Annotated in this window: 16 protein-coding genes; all 16 read left to right on the forward strand. The window is 61.3% G+C overall.

The features are described from left to right. On the forward strand, window positions 1-1191 hold the full coding sequence (locus G359_RS07540) for an NADH-quinone oxidoreductase subunit D (protein ID WP_045835617.1): 1191 nt from the start codon (window positions 1-3) through the stop codon (window positions 1189-1191). Beyond that, complete coding sequence (locus G359_RS07545; RefSeq protein WP_197077549.1) at window positions 1175-1630, forward strand: SRPBCC domain-containing protein; 456 nt, start codon at window positions 1175-1177, stop codon at window positions 1628-1630. Before G359_RS07540 ends, G359_RS07545 begins: the two co-directional genes overlap by 17 nt. A 95-nt stretch (window positions 1631-1725) precedes the next feature. Further along, on the forward strand, window positions 1726-2205 hold the full coding sequence (locus G359_RS07550) for a hypothetical protein (RefSeq protein WP_045835618.1): 480 nt from the start codon (window positions 1726-1728) through the stop codon (window positions 2203-2205). Window positions 2206-2438: 233 nt separating this feature from the next. Continuing rightward, on the forward strand, window positions 2439-3602 hold the full coding sequence (gene nuoE, locus G359_RS07555; protein ID WP_045835619.1) for an NADH-quinone oxidoreductase subunit NuoE: 1164 nt from the start codon (window positions 2439-2441) through the stop codon (window positions 3600-3602). Between the two features lie 5 nt (window positions 3603-3607). Next, entirely contained in the window at window positions 3608-4894 is a 1287-nt protein-coding gene (gene nuoF / locus G359_RS07560) for an NADH-quinone oxidoreductase subunit NuoF (protein ID WP_045835620.1), read from the forward strand. Window positions 4895-4909: 15 nt separating this feature from the next. Beyond that, a complete protein-coding gene (gene nuoG, locus G359_RS07565; RefSeq protein ID WP_045835621.1) occupies window positions 4910-7006 on the forward strand; it encodes an NADH-quinone oxidoreductase subunit NuoG in 2097 nt (698 codons plus the stop codon). Between the two features lie 6 nt (window positions 7007-7012). Then, window positions 7013-8083, forward strand: a complete 1071-nt coding sequence (gene nuoH / locus G359_RS07570) for an NADH-quinone oxidoreductase subunit NuoH (protein ID WP_082072859.1) — start codon at window positions 7013-7015, stop codon at window positions 8081-8083. Continuing rightward, entirely contained in the window at window positions 8080-8568 is a 489-nt protein-coding gene (gene nuoI, locus G359_RS07575) for an NADH-quinone oxidoreductase subunit NuoI (RefSeq protein WP_045835622.1), read from the forward strand. The genes nuoH and nuoI overlap by 4 nt, the downstream gene beginning before the upstream one ends. A gap of 11 nt (window positions 8569-8579) precedes the next feature. Further along, complete coding sequence (locus tag G359_RS07580; protein ID WP_045835623.1) at window positions 8580-9218, forward strand: NADH-quinone oxidoreductase subunit J; 639 nt, start codon at window positions 8580-8582, stop codon at window positions 9216-9218. Then, window positions 9215-9523, forward strand: coding sequence for an NADH-quinone oxidoreductase subunit NuoK (gene nuoK / locus G359_RS07585; protein ID WP_013948504.1), 309 nt, complete (start codon window positions 9215-9217; stop codon window positions 9521-9523). Before G359_RS07580 ends, nuoK begins: the two co-directional genes overlap by 4 nt. A gap of 7 nt (window positions 9524-9530) precedes the next feature. Then, window positions 9531-11489, forward strand: a complete 1959-nt coding sequence (gene nuoL / locus G359_RS07590; RefSeq protein WP_082072860.1) for an NADH-quinone oxidoreductase subunit L — start codon at window positions 9531-9533, stop codon at window positions 11487-11489. Beyond that, on the forward strand, window positions 11486-12985 hold the full coding sequence (locus G359_RS07595; RefSeq protein ID WP_045835624.1) for an NADH-quinone oxidoreductase subunit M: 1500 nt from the start codon (window positions 11486-11488) through the stop codon (window positions 12983-12985). Before nuoL ends, G359_RS07595 begins: the two co-directional genes overlap by 4 nt. Then, a complete protein-coding gene (gene nuoN / locus G359_RS07600; RefSeq protein WP_045835625.1) occupies window positions 12985-14439 on the forward strand; it encodes an NADH-quinone oxidoreductase subunit NuoN in 1455 nt (484 codons plus the stop codon). The genes G359_RS07595 and nuoN overlap by 1 nt, the downstream gene beginning before the upstream one ends. A gap of 21 nt (window positions 14440-14460) precedes the next feature. Further along, window positions 14461-15219 carry a biotin--[acetyl-CoA-carboxylase] ligase gene (locus tag G359_RS07605; RefSeq protein ID WP_245279958.1) on the forward strand — a complete coding sequence of 253 codons (759 nt, stop codon included), beginning with the start codon at window positions 14461-14463 and terminating at the stop codon, window positions 15217-15219. Then, a complete protein-coding gene (locus G359_RS07610) occupies window positions 15216-16928 on the forward strand; it encodes a ribonuclease J (protein WP_045835626.1) in 1713 nt (570 codons plus the stop codon). Before G359_RS07605 ends, G359_RS07610 begins: the two co-directional genes overlap by 4 nt. 46 nt (window positions 16929-16974) lie before the next feature. Next, on the forward strand, window positions 16975-17379 hold the full coding sequence (gene mce / locus G359_RS07615; RefSeq protein ID WP_045835627.1) for a methylmalonyl-CoA epimerase: 405 nt from the start codon (window positions 16975-16977) through the stop codon (window positions 17377-17379). Window positions 17380-17404 lie beyond the last annotated feature (25 nt).

The following is a 17404-nucleotide window of genomic DNA, read 5'->3' on the forward strand; positions in this document are numbered from 1 at the left end:
ATGGCCGAGACTGAGATCCGTAACTTCAACATCAATTTCGGGCCGCAGCACCCTGCGGCGCACGGCGTGCTTCGCCTCGTGCTCGAACTCGACGGCGAGGTTGTGGAGCGCGTCGATCCGCACATCGGTCTTCTCCATCGCGGCACCGAGAAGCTCATCGAGCACAAGACGTACATGCAGGCGATCGGCTATTTCGATCGTCTCGATTACGTCGCCCCGATGAATCAGGAGCACTCGTTCTGCCTTGCTGCAGAAAAGCTTTTGGGGCTCGAGGTCCCCTACCGCGCCCAGCTGATCCGCGTGCTTTTCTCCGAAATCGGCCGACAGCTGTCGCATCTCTTGAACGTCACGACCCAGGCGATGGACGTCGGCGCGCTGACCCCGCCGCTCTGGGGCTTCGAAGAGCGCGAAAAGCTGATGGTGTTCTACGAGCGCGCATCCGGCTCGCGCATGCACGCGAAATACTTCCGCATGGGCGGCGTCCATCAGGACCTGCCGGAGCAGCTGATCGACGATATCTACGCCTGGTGCGACCCGTTCCTGAAAGTCGTCGATGATATCGACGGCCTTTTGACCGAAAACCGCATCTTCAAGCAGCGGAACGTCGACATCGGCGTCGTGACGCTTGATGAAGCTTTCGCGTGGGGCTTTTCGGGCGTGATGGTCCGCGGTTCTGGCGCGGCTTGGGACTTGCGCAAGTCGCAGCCTTACGAATGCTACGCCGACCTCGAGTTCGATATCCCGATCGGCAAGAACGGTGACTGCTACGACCGCTACCTGATCCGCATGCAGGAAATGCGGGAAGCGACCAAAATCATGAAGCAGTGCTGTGAGCTGCTGAAGTCGCCGCGCGGCAAGGGTCCGCACGTCGCCGAGAACAAGAAGGTCGTGCCGCCGAAGCGCGGTGAGATGAAGCGCTCGATGGAAGCGCTGATCCACCACTTCAAGCTCTATACCGAAGGCTTCCACGTGCCTCCCGGCGAAGTCTACGCCGCGGTCGAGGCGCCCAAAGGCGAGTTCGGCGTCTATCTCGTCTCCGACGGCTCCAACAAGCCCTATCGCTGCAAGATCCGCGCTCCTGGATTCCCGCATCTCGCGGCGATGGATTTTATAAACCGCGGTCACATGTTGGCGGACGTCTCCGCGATCCTCGGTTCACTCGATATCGTCTTCGGTGAAATCGATCGCTGAAGACGCCATGGCCCGCGCGATCGAGACATCGATTTTGATCGCGGCACCGGCTTCACGTGTCTGGTCCGTGTTAATGGATTTCGGCGGCTACCCCGCATGGAACCCGTTCATCCGCACTATCGAAGGCGAACGGCGAATAGGCGCTAGGCTCGAAGTCCAGATCGAGGCACCGGGGCTCAAAGCCCAGACGTTTCGCCCTGTCGTCGTCGAAGTCGAGCCCGAGCGGATTTTCTCCTGGCGTGGATCGCTTCCGATGCCAGGTCTATTTACCGGCCACCACAGGTTCGTGCTCAGTGCCGAAAGCTCAGGCACCCGCTTCGAGCATTCGGAACAGTTTTCAGGGCTGCTTATCCCCTTTGTCGGGAGTGTCCTCGATGCAACGGAGCGCGGATTTCGAGCCATGAACGAAGCGCTGAAGGCAAAGTCCGAGGCTCGGTAACACCGGGACCAAGCCGCCGCGATACACGCTGGCGCTTGTCACAAAGCCCTGGCAAATTGGGGGAAGGGCCCGAGTAGCCTGAAAAGGAACAGCGTATGATCCCCGTTGCTGCCCCAATGGTCGATAATCTGTTTCTGCTCGCCGTAGCCGCTGTTGGATGGGGCTTGAGCCTCTCGACTTACCGCCTTTTCGCCCGCCCGCGAAGCTGGCCCATGGGCGCGTTGCAGTCCGATCTCCCATTCATTCCCGTTCTAATCGGGCTTGGTGGCCTGTTCGCCGGCTTGCTGTTTGCGACGGCGCGCGGCGCCGATGATGGCGGGTGGATGATCATCGCGCTCGGCCTGTTGTTCGCGGCGCTTTGGACCGGCTTCCTACGCGTCGGTTCGCAGCTCTCGCTCTTTCTCGCGCCAATCGCGACGTTTCTTCTACTGCTAGGCTGGCTCGCCGTGCCGCTTGGATTCTCTGAACGTCGATGGGCGACGGAGCGTCCAGCAGAGACACTTCAACGTCGCGGAATTCTCGCTCCGGACGCGCCCATCACCGCGCCGACGGCTTCGCCGAATTCGGCTCCATAGCTGCGAGCTTTTCGTCGCACCCGAATATCCGCGAATATCGTTGCTTCCCCACCCGGATGGATAGGCAAATGCTTGCCTTGTCGTCGCATTCCTCGTAACTGGACCGCCTTGGTGGCTGAGGGTTAATGTCACTCTGAGAGTCGACATTGAGGCGTGACGGGCCAAATCACTGTTGTGACTTTGGACACGTTGGGTAATTCGGCGCCATACGACTGACGTTCGAGGAGCCATGGATGGCCGTTCGCCGACTGAATCCAGTGCAGCCTGCGCAGTTCGCCTTCACGCCTGAGAATTTGGCGTGGGCGAGCGAGACGATCGCAAAGTATCCCGAAGGCAAGCAGGCATCGGCGATCATCCCCTTGCTTTGGCGCGCGCAGGAGCAAGCCGGCTGGTTGCCCGAACCCGCCATCAGGCTCGTCTGCGATATGTTGGGCATGGCCCACATCCGCGGCCTGGAAGTCGCTACCTTCTACACGATGTTCCAGCTTTCGCCGGTGGGAACGAAAGCCCATATACAGGTCTGCGGCACGACGCCGTGCATGCTCCGCGGGTCGGGTGATCTCATCGCGGTCTGCAAGAGCCGCATCGACGGCCATTCGCACACGCTCAACGCTGACGGCACGCTATCGTGGGAAGAGGTCGAATGCATCGGCGTCTGCGCGAACGCCCCGGTCGTCCAGGTCGGCAAAGACACCTACGAAGATCTGACGCCCGAGCAGCTGACGAAGATTATCGACGCCTTTGTGGCCAGCAGACAGCCAAAGCCCGGGTCCCAGACTGGCCGCGTGGCATCCTGCCCGGTAACCGGCCCGACGACATTGACCGATCCGGCGCTTTTCGATGGCTCCACAGTGGGCGCCTGGAAGAAGCGCTTCGAAGAGACGTCGGACGGAAAGGCTGGGGTGGCCGAGGCCGCACCGCCGTCGTCACCGGGAGGCGCGGCCCCAAAGCCCGCGCAGCTTCATCCGGCAGCGCTGACCGCCATGGCCAACGCCGGTCTCGTAAAGGAGCTCGAGGAGCGCAGTGGCGGCAAGGCGCTTTCCGCCGATGAACTCAGCAAGATCAAGGCTGACATGGTCCGCGACAGGGCGATTGCTGGCGCCGGCGCGAGCCGGAACGTCGAGCCCGATCTTTTAAAGGAGCCGCGCGGAGGCAAGGCCGATGATCTGTCGCTCATCCCAGGCGTCGGCGCCGACGTGGTCGATAAGCTTCACGCAATCGGCATCTGGCATTTCGATCAGATCGCCAAGTGGACGCCTCAGAACGTCGCGTGGTTTGAAGTTCAGTTGGATGGCTTTATGGGCCGCGTGACGCGTGACAAATGGATCGAGCAGGCGCAGAAGCTCGCATCCGGTTGGCGTCCGGAAACTAAAGCCGGCAAAAGGCCGAAAGGGTAGCGCGCATGCTGCATGATCGCGACCGCATATTCCGCAATCTCTACGGCTTCCACGACGTCGGTCTTAAGGGCGCGATGAGCCGTGGCGCGTGGGATGGCACGAAGTTCTTCATCGACAAGGGCCACGACTACATCATCGACGAGGTGAAGAAGTCGGGACTTCGCGGCCGAGGCGGCGCGGGCTTCCCGACTGGCCTCAAGTGGTCGTTCATGCCGAAGGCCGACGCCCGGCCGAGCTATCTCGTCATCAATGCCGACGAGTCGGAGCCCGGCTCCTGCAAGGATCGCGAGATCCTTCGCCATGACCCGCATCTGATGGTCGAAGGCGCGCTGCTCGCATCCTTCGCGATGCGCGCGCACACCTGCTACGTTTATGTGCGCGGCGAATATATCCGCGAGCGCGAGGCGCTCCAGCGCGCCATCGATGAAGCCTACGCAGCCAAGCTCGTCGGCAAGAACAATGTCCATGGCTGGGACTTCGACATCTACGTCCACCACGGCGCCGGCGCCTACATCTGCGGCGAAGAAACGGCGATGCTCGAAAGCATCGAAGGCAAAAAGGGTCAGCCGCGTCTGAAGCCGCCATTTCCGGCGAACGTCGGACTCTATGGCGCGCCGACGACGGTCAACAACGTCGAAAGCATTGCCGTCGCTGGCGAAATCCTGCGTCGCGGATCGGCGTGGTTTGCAGCCCTCGGCAAGCCGAACAATACCGGCACCAAGCTCTTCCAGATCTCCGGCCACGTCGAGCGCCCGTGCGTCGTCGAAGAAGAGATGGGCATTCCGCTCAAAGAGCTGATCGATAAGCATTGCGGCGGCATTCGCGGCGGCTGGGATAATCTGCTCGCCGTCATTCCCGGCGGGTCTTCCGTTCGCTGCATCACGGCGCAAGAGGCCGAGGCCGTGACGATGGATTTCGACGCGCTCGGCAAGCTCGGCTCCGGTCTCGGCACCGCTGCCGTGATCGTGATGGACAAGTCGACGGACATCATCGCCGCGATCCGGCGCATCGCCTACTTCTACAAGCACGAGAGCTGCGGCCAGTGCACGCCGTGTCGCGAAGGCACCGGCTGGATGTGGCGCGTGCTCGAACGCATGGAGCGCGGCGAAGCGGAAAAACGCGAAATCGATCTGTTGTTCGATGTCACGAAGCAAGTCGAAGGCCATACCATTTGCGCGCTCGGCGACGCGGCGGCATGGCCTGTTCAAGGTTTGATCAAAAACTTCCGTCCGGTGATCGAGGCGCGTATCGACGATTACACGGCGAAACACGCCCGCGTGGCGGCAGAGTAGGCTGCGGAAAACACAATGCCCAAGCAACTGATTGTCGACGGCATACCGATTGAAGTCGAAGACGGCACGACGCTGATGCACGCCTGCGAATTGGCGGGCTCGGTCATTCCGCGCTTCTGCTATCACGAGCGGCTGTCGATCGCCGGCAACTGCCGCATGTGTCTGGTCGAGGTCGAGGGATCGCCGAAGCCGGTCGCGTCCTGCGCCATGCTCGTCAACGATTTGCCGCCGAACCGGGACGGCTCGCCGAAGGTCGTCAACACCGCCTCGCCGATGGTGAAGAAGGCGCGTGAGGGCGTGATGGAGTTCCTGCTCATCAATCACCCGCTCGACTGTCCGATCTGCGACCAGGGCGGCGAATGCGATCTGCAAGATCAGGCGATGGCCTTCGGTATGGGCGGAACGCGCTATCACGAGAACAAGCGCGCCGTCGAAGAAAAGCACATCGGCCCGCTTATCAAGACGATGATGACGCGCTGCATCCATTGCACGCGCTGCGTCCGCTACATGACGGAAGTCGCAGGCGTCGAAGAGCTTGGCCTGATCGGCCGTGGAGAAGACGCGGAAATCACGACCTATCTCGAGCGCGGCATTCTCTCCGAGATGAGCGCTAACGCCGTTGACCTCTGCCCGGTCGGCGCCCTTACGCATCGTCCGTGGGCCTTCGCCGCTCGGCCGTGGGAAATGGAAACCTTCGAGACGATCGACGTCATGGATGCCGTTGGCTCATCGATCAGCGCCGACGTGCGCGGCGCCGCCGTCATGCGCATCCTTCCGCGCAACAACGACGCCGTGAACGAGGAATGGATTTCCGACAAGACGCGTCACGTCGCCGACGGTTTGAAAACGCAGCGCCTTGACCAGCCCTACATTCGCAAGAATGGCCGCTTCGAGCCCGCAACCTGGGATGATGCTCTGAACCTCGTCGCCGCGAAATTGAAGTCGGCGTCGGCCGCGAAGATCGGCGCCATTGCGGGCGATCTCGTAGCCGCCGAGGAAATGTTCGCGCTGAAGGATCTTCTGACCAAGCTCGGCGCGACGTCGCTCGATTGCCGGCAGGCCGGAGACAAGCTCGATCCGAAGCTCGGCCGTGCGAGTTATCTCTTCAACTCAGGCATCGAAGGCATCGAGGAGGCTGACGCGATCCTCATCGTGGGCGCCAATCCGCGCCTTGAAGCAGCAGTCCTCAATGCCCGGATCCGCAAGCGCTGGCGTACCGCGCCGACCAAAATTGCCGTTATCGGCGCGAAGGTCGATCTTGCGTATCCGTACGAATATCTGGGCGCCGGCCCCGAGACCCTGGCGGAGATCGCGAACGGCAAGCATCCATTCGCCGAAGTGTTGAAATCAGCGGCGAAGCCGATGGTCATCGTCGGACAGGGCGCCTTCGCCCGCGCTGACGGTCTCGCCTCGCTGTCGCTCGCCGCGCGCATCCTTCTCGCGGCATCGGCCGGCAAAGACGCCGCGTGGAACGGCTTCAACGTCCTTCACACCGCTGCGGCCCGCGTCGCGGGTCTCGATCTCGGCTTCGTGCCAGGGAAGGGCGGCAAGGACGTCGCCGGAATTCTCGGCCCCGACACCGAGTTCGTCTATCTGCTCGGCGCCGACGAGTGCGATGTCTCGAAACTCAGCCCATCCGCGTTCGTTGTCTACCAGGGCACGCACGGCGACAAGGGCACTGAACGTGCCGACGTCATTCTTCCGGGCGCCGCTTACACCGAGAAAAACGCAACCTACGTGAACACCGAGGGCCGCACGCAGCAGACGCTCAAAGCTGTGTTCCCGCCGGGTGACGCCAAGGAAGACTGGACGATCATCCGGGCGCTCTCGGAACGCGCCGGCGCAAAGCTCCCCTACGACAACATAAACGAGCTTCGCGCAGCGATGTACCGGACGAGCCCGCAGCTCGCTGCCCTCGACACGATCGAAGCGCGCGCCGTATCCGGGCTTGAAACGCTCGCGAAGCTGACGGCGCAACCATCGTCGGAGCCATACGCTCCGGTGATTGCCGACTTCTATATGACGAACCCGATCGCGCGAGCGTCAGCCGTCATGGCGGGCATGAGCGCGCTTCGGGCTTCCCATGAACAGAAACTCAACGCAGCGGAATAGGGACACATGCTCGACTCGCTGCAGACATTCATGAACGACTACGGCTGGAACGTGCTGGTGCTCATCGGCTTTTCGCTGCTGATGCTCGTCGTGCTCCTGGTCATCATCGCCTTCCTGCTGCTGATGGACCGCAAGGTGTGGGCGGCCGTACAGATGCGCCGCGGCCCGAACGTCGTCGGGCCCTTCGGCCTCTTGCAGTCGTTCGCTGACCTTTTGAAGTTCGTCCTGAAGGAACCGATCATCCCGTCGGGCTCCGACAAGGTCGTCTTCCTGCTCGCGCCACTCGCAACAGCAACGTGCGCCTTGGCATCGTGGGCGGTCATTCCCGTCAACGAGAACATCTGGGGCAAGTGGGTGATCTCCGACATGAACGTCGGAATTCTCTACCTGCTCGCGATCTCCTCGCTCGGTGTGTATGGCATCATCATGGGCGGCTGGGCGTCGAACTCGAAATACCCGTTCATGGGCGCGCTCCGCTCCGCTGCGCAGATGGTTTCCTATGAGGTCTCGATCGGCTTCGTCATCATCAGCGTGTTGCTCTGCGTCGGCTCGCTCAACGTGACGGATGTCGTCAACTCGCAGAGGACAGGCGTCGGCACCACGCTCGGCATGACGAGCTCGCTGCTCGACTGGCACTGGCTGCCGCTCTTCCCGATGTTCATCATCTTCTTCATCTCGGCGCTGGCCGAAACGAACCGGCCGCCGTTCGATCTTGTTGAAGCCGAATCGGAACTCGTCGCCGGCTTCATGGTCGAATATTCCTCGACGCCGTATCTGCTCTACATGCTCGGTGAGTACGTCTCGATCGTCGCCATGTGCGCGATGACGACGATCCTCTTCCTCGGAGGCTGGTTGCCGCCGCTGGATATCTGGCCGCTCAACGCCGTGCCGGGGCTCTTCTGGTTCCTGATCAAAGTCGTGTTCGTCTTCTTCATGTTCGCGATGGTGAAGGCGATGGTGCCGCGGTACCGCTACGATCAATTGATGCGACTTGGCTGGAAGGTGTTCCTGCCGCTGTCGCTCGTTATGGTCGTCATCACGGCCGCCGTGCTGCAATTCGGAGGCTTCCTCTCATGAGCGTAGCGCGCGCTGCAAAATCGCTTTTCCTCTTGGAGTTCGTCTCGGCGTTCTTCCTGACAATGCGCTACTTCTTCTCGCCGAAGAAGACGCTGAACTATCCCTACGAGAAAGGCCCGCTGTCGCCCCGCTTCCGCGGTGAGCACGCGCTCCGCCGTTATCCGAACGGTGAAGAGCGCTGCATCGCCTGCAAGCTCTGCGAAGCGATCTGCCCGGCCCAAGCGATCACGATCGAAGCTGGTCCGCGCCGCAACGACGGCACGCGCCGCACGACGCGCTACGACATCGACATGACGAAGTGCATCTATTGCGGCCTCTGCCAGGAAGCCTGCCCGGTTGATGCGATCGTCGAAGGCCCGAACTTCGAGTTCGCGACCGAGACGCGCGAAGAACTTTTCTACGACAAGGACCGGCTGCTCGCGAACGGCGACCGCTGGGAACGCGAAATCGCAAAGAACATCGCGCTCGACGCGAAGTATCGATAGAAGGCAAGGCGATGGCATCGGCGCTCTTTTTCTATCTCTTTGCAGTACTCGCGGTGGTATCGGGCGCTTCCGTCATTTTGACGAAGAACCCCGTCCACGCCGTTCTGTTTCTGATCCTGGCGTTCTTCAACGCGGCAGGACTTTTCGTTCTGCTCCAGGCCGAGTTCCTGGCGATGCTGCTTGTCATCGTCTACGTCGGCGCGGTTTCCGTGCTCTTCCTGTTCGTCGTCATGATGCTCGACGTTGACTTTGCCGAGCTGAAAGCTGGCTTCATCAAGAATGCAAAAGTCGGCGCGCTGATTGGCGGCATCGTGCTGACGGAGCTTGTCGCGCTCGTCGGTTACCGGGGCCTCGCGGTCGCGCCGGTGATGACCCCATCTGCGCCTATCCCCACGGGCGTCACCAACACCCGGGCGCTCGGTGAAATCCTCTATACGCAATACGTCTACTACTTCCAGGGAGCCGGCCTCATCCTGCTCGTCGCGATGATCGGCGCCATCGTGCTGACGCTCAAGCATCGACAGGGCGTCAAGCGTCAATCGATCGCCGCGCAGGTCGCACGCGGACCGGCGACGGGCCTCGAAGTCATCAAGGTTCCGAGCGGTGGTTCGGTCATCCCGCCCGCCAAACATCCGGAGGCAGCCGAATGACCATAGGTCTCGGACATTATCTCGTTGTTGCCGCGTGCCTCTTCACGCTCGGCATCTTCGGCATCTTCCTGAACAGAAAGAACGTCATCGTCATCCTGCTCTCGATCGAGCTGATGCTGCTGGCGGTCAACATCAACCTCGTCGCGTTTTCTCATTTCAATGGCGACCTCGTCGGTCAGGTCTTCGCGCTCTTCGTGCTGACCGTCGCCGCGGCCGAATCCGCCATTGGCCTCGCGATCATGGTCGTCTACTTCCGCAACCGCGGCTCCATCGCGGTCGAAGACATCAACATGATGAAGGGGTGAGGCGGGAATGATTTACGCCGCCATCGTTTTTCTGCCGCTTGCGGGCGCGCTGATCGCAGGTCTCTTTGGCCGCGCCATCGGCGCCCGGCCGAGCGAGGTCGTCACGACAGCGTTCCTGATGACCGCTGCCGTGCTGTCGTGGGTCGCGTTTTTCCAGGTCGCGCTTGGACATGAAACGCACGACGTGACGCTGATGCGCTGGATCACATCAGGCGAACTCGACGTGTCATGGTCGCTGAAGATCGACACGCTGACGGCCGTCATGCTCGTCGTCGTAACGACCGTCTCATCGCTCGTGCATCTCTATTCCATCGGGTACATGCACGAAGATCCGTCGCGGCCACGCTTCTTCGCCTATCTCTCGCTCTTCACCTTCGCGATGCTGATGCTGGTGACCAGCGGCAACCTCGTGCAGATGTTCTTCGGCTGGGAAGGCGTAGGCCTCGCGTCCTATCTTCTCATCGGCTTCTGGTATCAGAAGCCCTCCGCCAATGCCGCCGCGATAAAGGCCTTCATCGTCAACCGCGTCGGCGATTTCGGCTTCTCGCTCGGCATCTTCGGACTGTTCTTCGTCTTCCACACGGTCAATCTCGACGCGCTGTTCGCGGCCGCACCGAGCGCCGTCGGCAAGACGTTCAGTTTTGCGGGTCACCAAGTCGATATCCTGACGACGCTCTCGCTGCTGCTGTTCGTCGGAGCGATGGGCAAGTCAGCCCAGTTCCTGCTGCACACATGGTTGCCGGACGCCATGGAAGGCCCGACACCCGTCTCCGCGCTCATTCATGCAGCGACGATGGTGACAGCCGGTGTGTTCATGGTCGCCCGCCTGTCGCCGATCTTTGAACTGGCGCCGAATGCGCTCATTGTCGTGACGCTCATCGGCGCGATCACGGCCTTCTTCGCGGCGACCGTCGGCCTCGTCCAGAACGACATCAAGCGCGTCATCGCCTATTCGACGTGCTCGCAGCTCGGCTACATGTTCGTTGCATGCGGTATCGGTGCGTATGGCGCCGGCATCTTCCACCTCTTCACGCACGCCTTCTTCAAGGCGCTGTTGTTCCTGGGCGCCGGCTCCGTCATCCACGCCATGCATCACGAGCAGGATATGCGCGCGATGGGCGGCCTCCGAAAGAAAATCCCGTGGACGTTCGCGGCGATGATGATCGGCACGCTCGCGTTGACCGGCGTCGGCATTCCGCATCTCGCGGGCTTTGCGGGCTTCTACTCGAAAGACGCCATCATCGAGGCTGCGTACGCTGCTGATACGCCGAACAACTACGCGTTCTGGCTCCTCGTCATCGCAGCGCTGATGACGTCGTTCTACTCTTGGCGCCTCATCTTCATGACCTTCTATGGCGAGACGCGCGCCGACCATCATACGTATGATCACGCGCACGAAAGCCCGCCGACAATGATGCTGCCGCTCGCCGTTCTCTCGCTTGGCGCGGTGCTGGCCGGCATCCTTTTCGTTCCGTACTTCATCGGTCATGACGAGACCGCGTTCTGGGGCGCCGCGCTCTTCCGCGGTGAGCACAATCACATCCTGCACGAGATGCACGAAGTGCCGGGTTGGGTGTCCTATTCCTCATTGATCGCGATGCTCGCGGGCTTTGCGATCGCCTGGGTCTACTACATCGGAGCGCCGTGGCTACCGGCGGCAACGGCGCGGACCTTCCGCCCGCTCTACCTGTTCCTGCTGAACAAGTGGTACTTCGACGAACTCTACAATTTCATCTTCGTGCGACCCGCATTCGCGATTGGCCGCTTCCTCTGGAAGGATGGCGACGGCGTCGTAATCGACGGTGCGATCGATGGCACCGCAGCGGGCGTCGTCCGGATCACCGACCGCGTCGTCAAGCTGCAGACGGGCTACATGTACCACTATGCCTTCGCGATGCTGATCGGCGTTGCGGCCATCCTGACATGGCTCACCTACAACGGGCTCTTTGGCGGGGTGCTCAAATGAGCAACATTCTCTCGGTCGTAACCTTCCTGCCGCTTGTCGGCGCGCTGCTGATCGCAACGCTCAACTCTGAAGCGAAAGGCAACGCGCGCTGGATCGCGCTCTGGACCACGCTCGTCACCTTCGCGGTTTCGCTGCTGATCTGGATCAACTTCGACACGAACACCGCGGGCTTCCAGTTCGTTGAGGAGCACCCTTGGCTCGGGCCGTTGAAGTACAAGATGGGTGTCGATGGCATCTCGATGCTGTTCGTCATTCTGACGACGTTCCTGATGCCGCTCTGCATCCTCGCGAGCTGGGTGTCGGTCCAGGAGCGCGTCAAGGAATACATGATCGCGTTCCTCGTCTTGGAAACGCTGATGCTCGGCGTCTTCTCGGCGCTCGATATGGTTCTTTTCTACCTCTTCTTCGAGGGCGGCCTAATCCCGATGTTCATCATCATCGGCGTCTGGGGCGGCAAGCGGCGCGTCTACGCGAGCTTCAAGTTCTTCCTCTATACCTTGCTCGGCTCAGTGCTGATGCTGCTCGCCATGATGGCGATGTATTGGCACGCAGGCACGACCGACATCCCGACCTTGCTGCAAACGAAGTTCCCCGCGGACATGCAGTGGTGGCTCTGGATCGCGTTCTTCGCGTCCTTCGCCGTGAAGATGCCGATGTGGCCCGTCCACACCTGGCTTCCCGACGCGCACGTCGAAGCGCCGACGGCCGGATCGGTCATCCTCGCCGGCATTCTCTTGAAGATGGGAGGCTACGGCTTCCTGCGCTTCTCGCTGCCGATGTTCCCGAACGCTTCGGCTGATCTCGCGCCGCTCGTCTTTACGCTCTCGATCGTTGCAATCATCTACACCTCGCTCGTCGCGCTCGTGCAGGAAGACATCAAGAAGCTCATCGCTTATTCGTCCGTTGCTCACATGGGCTACGTGACGATGGGCATCTTCACCGCATCCCAGCAGGGCATCGACGGCGCCATCTTCCAGATGCTGTCCCACGGCATCGTTTCATCCGCGCTCTTCCTCTGCGTCGGCGTCATCTATGACCGGACGCACACGCGCGAGATTGCGGCCTACGGCGGCCTCGTCGAACGGATGCCGAAATACGCCGTCGCCTTCATGGTATTCACGATGGCGAACGTCGGCCTGCCCGGAACGAGCGGCTTCATCGGCGAATTCCTGACGCTGCTGTCGGCCTTCAAGGCCAACACGTGGGTCGCGATCCTGGCGACGACCGGCGTTGTCCTGTCGGCGGCCTACGCGCTCTATCTCTATCGCCGCGTGATCTTCGGCGTGCTTGAAAAGGCGAGCCTGAAGAAGCTTCTCGATCTCTCTCCGCGTGAGATCGCGATCCTCGCGCCGCTCGTGATCCTCACCATTTTCTACGGTGTCTATCCCGCACCCGTCCTCGACGTGACGGCGACATCGGTGAAGAACCTCGTGCAAAACTATCAATCCGCTCAGGGGATGGCGGCCGCATCGGCGGCGCCTCAAGGAACCCAATAATGGATAGCTCGGTCCTCCACGTCATTTTGCCGGAGTTGATACTCGCGATCGGCGCCATTGCGCTTTTGATGATCGGTGTCTTTTCACCGAATGGCGAAACGTCGGGCCGCAACGTCACTTGGCTTGCGATTGCGGTATTGATCGCGGCTGCTATTGCCGTATTCGAAGGCAGCGGCTCTTCAACGATTTTTGGCGGAGCGTTCGTTTCCGACGCGTTTACCCGCTTCCTGAAGATCGTCATTCTCGTCGGCGCCGCTTTGACGCTGCTGATGACCTTCGACAACTTTGGCCGCGCCAAGCTTCTGCTGTTTGAATATCCGGTGCTCGTGCTTCTCGCGACCCTCGGCATGCTGATGATGGTCTCGGCGAATGACCTCATCGCGCTTTATCTCGGCCTCGAGCTGCAATCGCTCGCGCTCTACGTCGTCGCTGCGTTCAAGCGCGATGATGTGCAATCCAGCGAAGCCGGCCTGAAGTATTTCGTCCTCGGCGCGTTGTCGTCGGGCATGCTTCTCTACGGCGCCTCGATGCTCTACGGCGTGACGGGCTCGACGAGCTACGCGACGATCGCAGCCGCAGCGAACATGCCGGAAATGGCCACGAACATCGGCCTGACCGTCGGCCTCGTGTTCGTACTGGTCGGTCTGGCCTTCAAGGTTGCCGCCGTGCCGTTCCACATGTGGACGCCGGACGTCTATCAAGGCGCGCCGACGCCGGTCACAGCATTCTTCGCCGGTGCGCCGAAGATCGCCGCCATGGCGCTGCTGCTGCGGTTCACCCAGGCGGCTCTCCCAGGCATTTCATCGCAATGGGAGCAGATCATTATCTTCATTTCGATCGCCTCGATGGCGCTCGGCTCCTTTGCTGCAATCGGCCAGACCAACGTCAAACGGCTGCTCGCATACTCCTCGATCGGCAACATCGGCTTCGCATTGATAGGCCTTGCGGCGAACAACACCGAAGGCACCGCCGGCGTTCTGATTTATCTCGTAATTTACGTGGCGATGACGCTCGGCGCGTTCGCCTGTGTCCTCTCGATGCAGCGTAATGGCCGCAACGTCGAAAGCATCTCCGACCTTTCTGGTCTCGCGAAAACCGACCTGACGTTCGCGACCATCCTGGCCGTCCTGATGTTTTCCCTTGCAGGTATTCCGCCGCTCGCCGGGTTCTGGGCGAAATGGTACGTCTTCCTGCCGGCGATCAAGGCTGGGCTTTATCCGCTGTCGGTCATCGGCGTCGTCACGAGCGTTGTCGGCGCCTACTACTATCTGCGGGTCGTGAAGATCATGTTCTTCGACGAGTCGGTCGAGGGCTTTTCGCCGACCGAAGGCCGGACCTTCGCGGTCATGGCGCTTTCGGCTGCTTTCGTGGTGGCATTTGTTTTGCCCTTCGTCGGCGGAGCCGTGGTAGATGCAGCAACGGCCGCAGCTTCGGTGCTGGTGCCGCCCCGCTAGCTCTTTTTGAACGGCAAATCCGTGCCTCGTATCATCCATCTCGCCGAGACGGGATCGACGAACGCTGACGCCATGCGTCTTGCCCTGGGCGGCGAAGAGCTTCCCCTATGGGTCCTCGCCGACAGCCAGACGGGCGGCCGGGGCCGCTCCGGCCGGACGTGGGTTTCCCAGCCAGGTAACCTTCACGCCAGCGTGGCATTCCGGTGCAATGCGCCCATGGAGAAGGCGGGCCAATTGTCACTATTGGCCGGAATCGCGGTGATAGACGCCGTTCGAGCCACAATGGATCTTGCGCCGGGAACCGATCTTCGCCTCAAATGGCCGAACGACATTTTAATAGGAAGTGCCAAGGCCGGAGGAATCCTGGTCGAGAGCACGTCCGCTCGCGTGGGCTCCGGCTTTTTAGCGATTTTAGGTTTTGGATTGAATTTGATCACCTCACCCGACACGCTTGGCCGTGCAGTCGCGGCCTTCCGCCATCATGGCAAAGTTCCCGAGCCGCTCGCCTTCACCGAGACGCTGTCAGAAAAGATCTTTTTCTGGCTCGACCGTTGGCAAGAGGGGGAGGGATTCCCCGCGATCCGTGAGGCCTGGGTCGAGCGCGCGGGCCCAATGGGTGAACCCATCGTCCTCAATACGGTCGCTGGACCTTTATCTGCAACTTATCAGGGGCTTTCAGAAACGGGCGCCCTGCGTGCGGACATAGACGGCGATATCAAAGAGATCAGCTACGGCGACGTCATGCTCGTCAGCCAGGTTGCACGCGATGGAACTCCATGAGCGATCGCGACCAGCCTTCGCGATCGGGAAGTTCGCGACCCGACGAACTCGTATTCGCCGCGCTCGGCGGCCTCGGCGAGATCGGCATGAACGTCTATCTCTACGGCTTCGGCCCGCCGAGAGCGCGTTCCTGGTTGATGGTCGATCTCGGCGTCACGTTCCCTCATGAGAGCGAACCCGGCGCCGACGTCGTGCTGCCGGACCTTCGCTATATCGTAGCTGAGCGGAAAAACCTCGCCGGCCTCGTGTTGACCCACGCGCACGAAGATCACATCGGCGCCGTCATCGACCTTTGGCCGTCACTCGAATGTCCGATCTTTGCAACGCCGTTCACGGCGGGAATGTTGAAGACGAAGGTCGGCGAATTCGGCGGAACGCTCACTCTGCCGATCAAGGAAGTGCCGCTCGGCGGCCGCTTCAACGCCGGTCCTTTCGACGTCGAGTTCGTGAGCCTTACGCATTCGATCCCGGAGCCGAACGGTCTGGCGATCCGAACGCCAGCAGGGCTCGTCTTCCACACCGGCGACTGGAAGCTCGATCCGACGCCCGTCGTCGGCAGGCCGCATGATGCCGCACGGCTCGAGGCGCTGGGCACGGAAGGCGTTCTGGCCTTGGTTGGCGACTCGACAAACGCGCTTCGCGAAGGCCGATCAGCGTCGGAAACCGACGTGGCGAAGACGTTGCAAAAGATAATCGCCGACGCGCCCCGTTGCGTTGCCGTAACGCTCTTCGCGTCGAATGTCGCCCGCGTCGCCTCGATCGTGGCTGCTTGCCATGCGGCGGGCCGTACGCTCGTCGTTGCCGGACGCGCGCTTCATCGCATTATCGAAGTCGCGATCGAGACGGGTTATCTCCCGAAAGGCTTCACCTATCTCGATCAGCAGCGCTTTTCGGATCTGCCGCGAGACAAGATCGTCGTTCTTTGCACCGGCAGTCAGGGTGAGCCGCGCGCAGCGATGGCGCGTATCGCCGAAGACGAGCATCCCGACATCTCGCTCGACAAGGGCGATCTCGTCATCTTTTCCTCGCGCACCATTCCCGGAAACGAGAAAGCTGTCTCGCGCATCCAGAATGGCTTGGCCCGGCTCGGCGTCGACATCGTCACCGACGCCGAAGCGCTCGTGCATGTAACGGGTCATCCGCGTCGCGACGAACTCAAGGACATGTACGCCTGGATCCGTCCGAAGATCGCCATTCCAATGCATGGCGAAGCACGGCATCTGAGGGCGCACGCCAAGCTCGCACGCGAATGCGGAGCGAGCGAAACATTCACGATGGGCGACGGCGATCTTTTGAAGCTGTGGCCAGGGCCTGCGGGCGTCGTCGATCAACTGCCGGTCGGACGCCTGTTCCGCGACGGCAATCTGATCGTTCCGGACATCGAAGGCCCCGTTAAGAGCCGCCGGAAACTATCCTTCGTCGGCATAGCGGTGGTGTCGATGGCCCTATCACGGCGCGGCGAGATCATCGGTGAGCCCGGGGTCGTGCTCGAGGGCGTGCCTGCCGCCGATCGTGACGGAGAATCGATGCGCGAGATCGTGCTCGACGCCATCGACGGAACGCTCCGCTCGATTCCGCCGAAGCGGCGCGGAGACCACGCCATGGTTCAGGACGCGGTGCTTCGCTCGGTGCGTGCCGCCATTAACGAGGCATGGGGCAAGAAGCCAGTTGTCAAAGTGCTGGTCTCCGTGGTGGATGGCAGAAGCTAAAACGCTGTAACATTTCGCTCGCCTTTGCCATGCCGGAGACCCAAGCATGATCGGACGCCTTAACCACGTCGCCATAGCTGTCAAAGATCTCGCAAAGGCTTCAGCTGTTTACAAAAATGCCCTGGGAGCGCAGGTCGGTCCGCCGCTCGTGCAACCGGAGCACGGCGTTACCGTCGTTTTCATCGAGCTTCCAAACACCAAGATTGAGCTGCTCGAGCCGCTCGGCGAAGGTTCGCCGATTGCGAAATTTCTCGAAAAGTCTCCCGACGGCGGAATTCACCATGTATGCTACGAGGTGGATGATATCATTGCGGCGCGCGACCAGTTGAAGTCTCAGGGGGCTCGCGTACTCGGCGATGGCACTCCAAAGATCGGCGCACACGGTAAGCCCGTGCTGTTTCTGCATCCGAAGGATTTCTGCGGCACTCTCGTCGAGCTGGAGCAGGTCTGAAGCGGCCTCGGTGCAGCCAAGAGAA

It is taken from the genome of Hyphomicrobium sp. 99, assembly GCF_000384335.2.
Lineage (GTDB): Bacteria > Pseudomonadota > Alphaproteobacteria > Rhizobiales > Hyphomicrobiaceae > Hyphomicrobium_B.

Bases quoted from the DNA above. Each gene is read 5' to 3' on its own strand.
- nuoI (WP_045835622.1), top strand. From the start codon at position 8,080: ATGAGCGTAGCGCGCGCTGCAAAATCGCTTTTCCTCTTGGAGTTCGTC.
- nuoL (WP_082072860.1), top strand. From the start codon at position 9,531: ATGATTTACGCCGCCATCGTTTTTCTGCCGCTTGCGGGCGCGCTGATC.
- nuoH (WP_082072859.1), top strand. From the start codon at position 7,013: ATGCTCGACTCGCTGCAGACATTCATGAACGACTACGGCTGGAACGTG.
- G359_RS07580 (WP_045835623.1), top strand. From the start codon at position 8,580: ATGGCATCGGCGCTCTTTTTCTATCTCTTTGCAGTACTCGCGGTGGTA.
- G359_RS07595 (WP_045835624.1), top strand. From the start codon at position 11,486: ATGAGCAACATTCTCTCGGTCGTAACCTTCCTGCCGCTTGTCGGCGCG.
- nuoE (WP_045835619.1), top strand. From the start codon at position 2,439: ATGGCCGTTCGCCGACTGAATCCAGTGCAGCCTGCGCAGTTCGCCTTC.
- G359_RS07610 (WP_045835626.1), top strand. From the start codon at position 15,216: ATGAGCGATCGCGACCAGCCTTCGCGATCGGGAAGTTCGCGACCCGAC.
- nuoF (WP_045835620.1), top strand. From the start codon at position 3,608: ATGCTGCATGATCGCGACCGCATATTCCGCAATCTCTACGGCTTCCAC.
- G359_RS07540 (WP_045835617.1), top strand. From the start codon at position 1: ATGGCCGAGACTGAGATCCGTAACTTCAACATCAATTTCGGGCCGCAG.
- nuoN (WP_045835625.1), top strand. From the start codon at position 12,985: ATGGATAGCTCGGTCCTCCACGTCATTTTGCCGGAGTTGATACTCGCG.
- mce (WP_045835627.1), top strand. From the start codon at position 16,975: ATGATCGGACGCCTTAACCACGTCGCCATAGCTGTCAAAGATCTCGCA.
- nuoG (WP_045835621.1), top strand. From the start codon at position 4,910: ATGCCCAAGCAACTGATTGTCGACGGCATACCGATTGAAGTCGAAGAC.
- G359_RS07550 (WP_045835618.1), top strand. From the start codon at position 1,726: ATGATCCCCGTTGCTGCCCCAATGGTCGATAATCTGTTTCTGCTCGCC.
- nuoK (WP_013948504.1), top strand. From the start codon at position 9,215: ATGACCATAGGTCTCGGACATTATCTCGTTGTTGCCGCGTGCCTCTTC.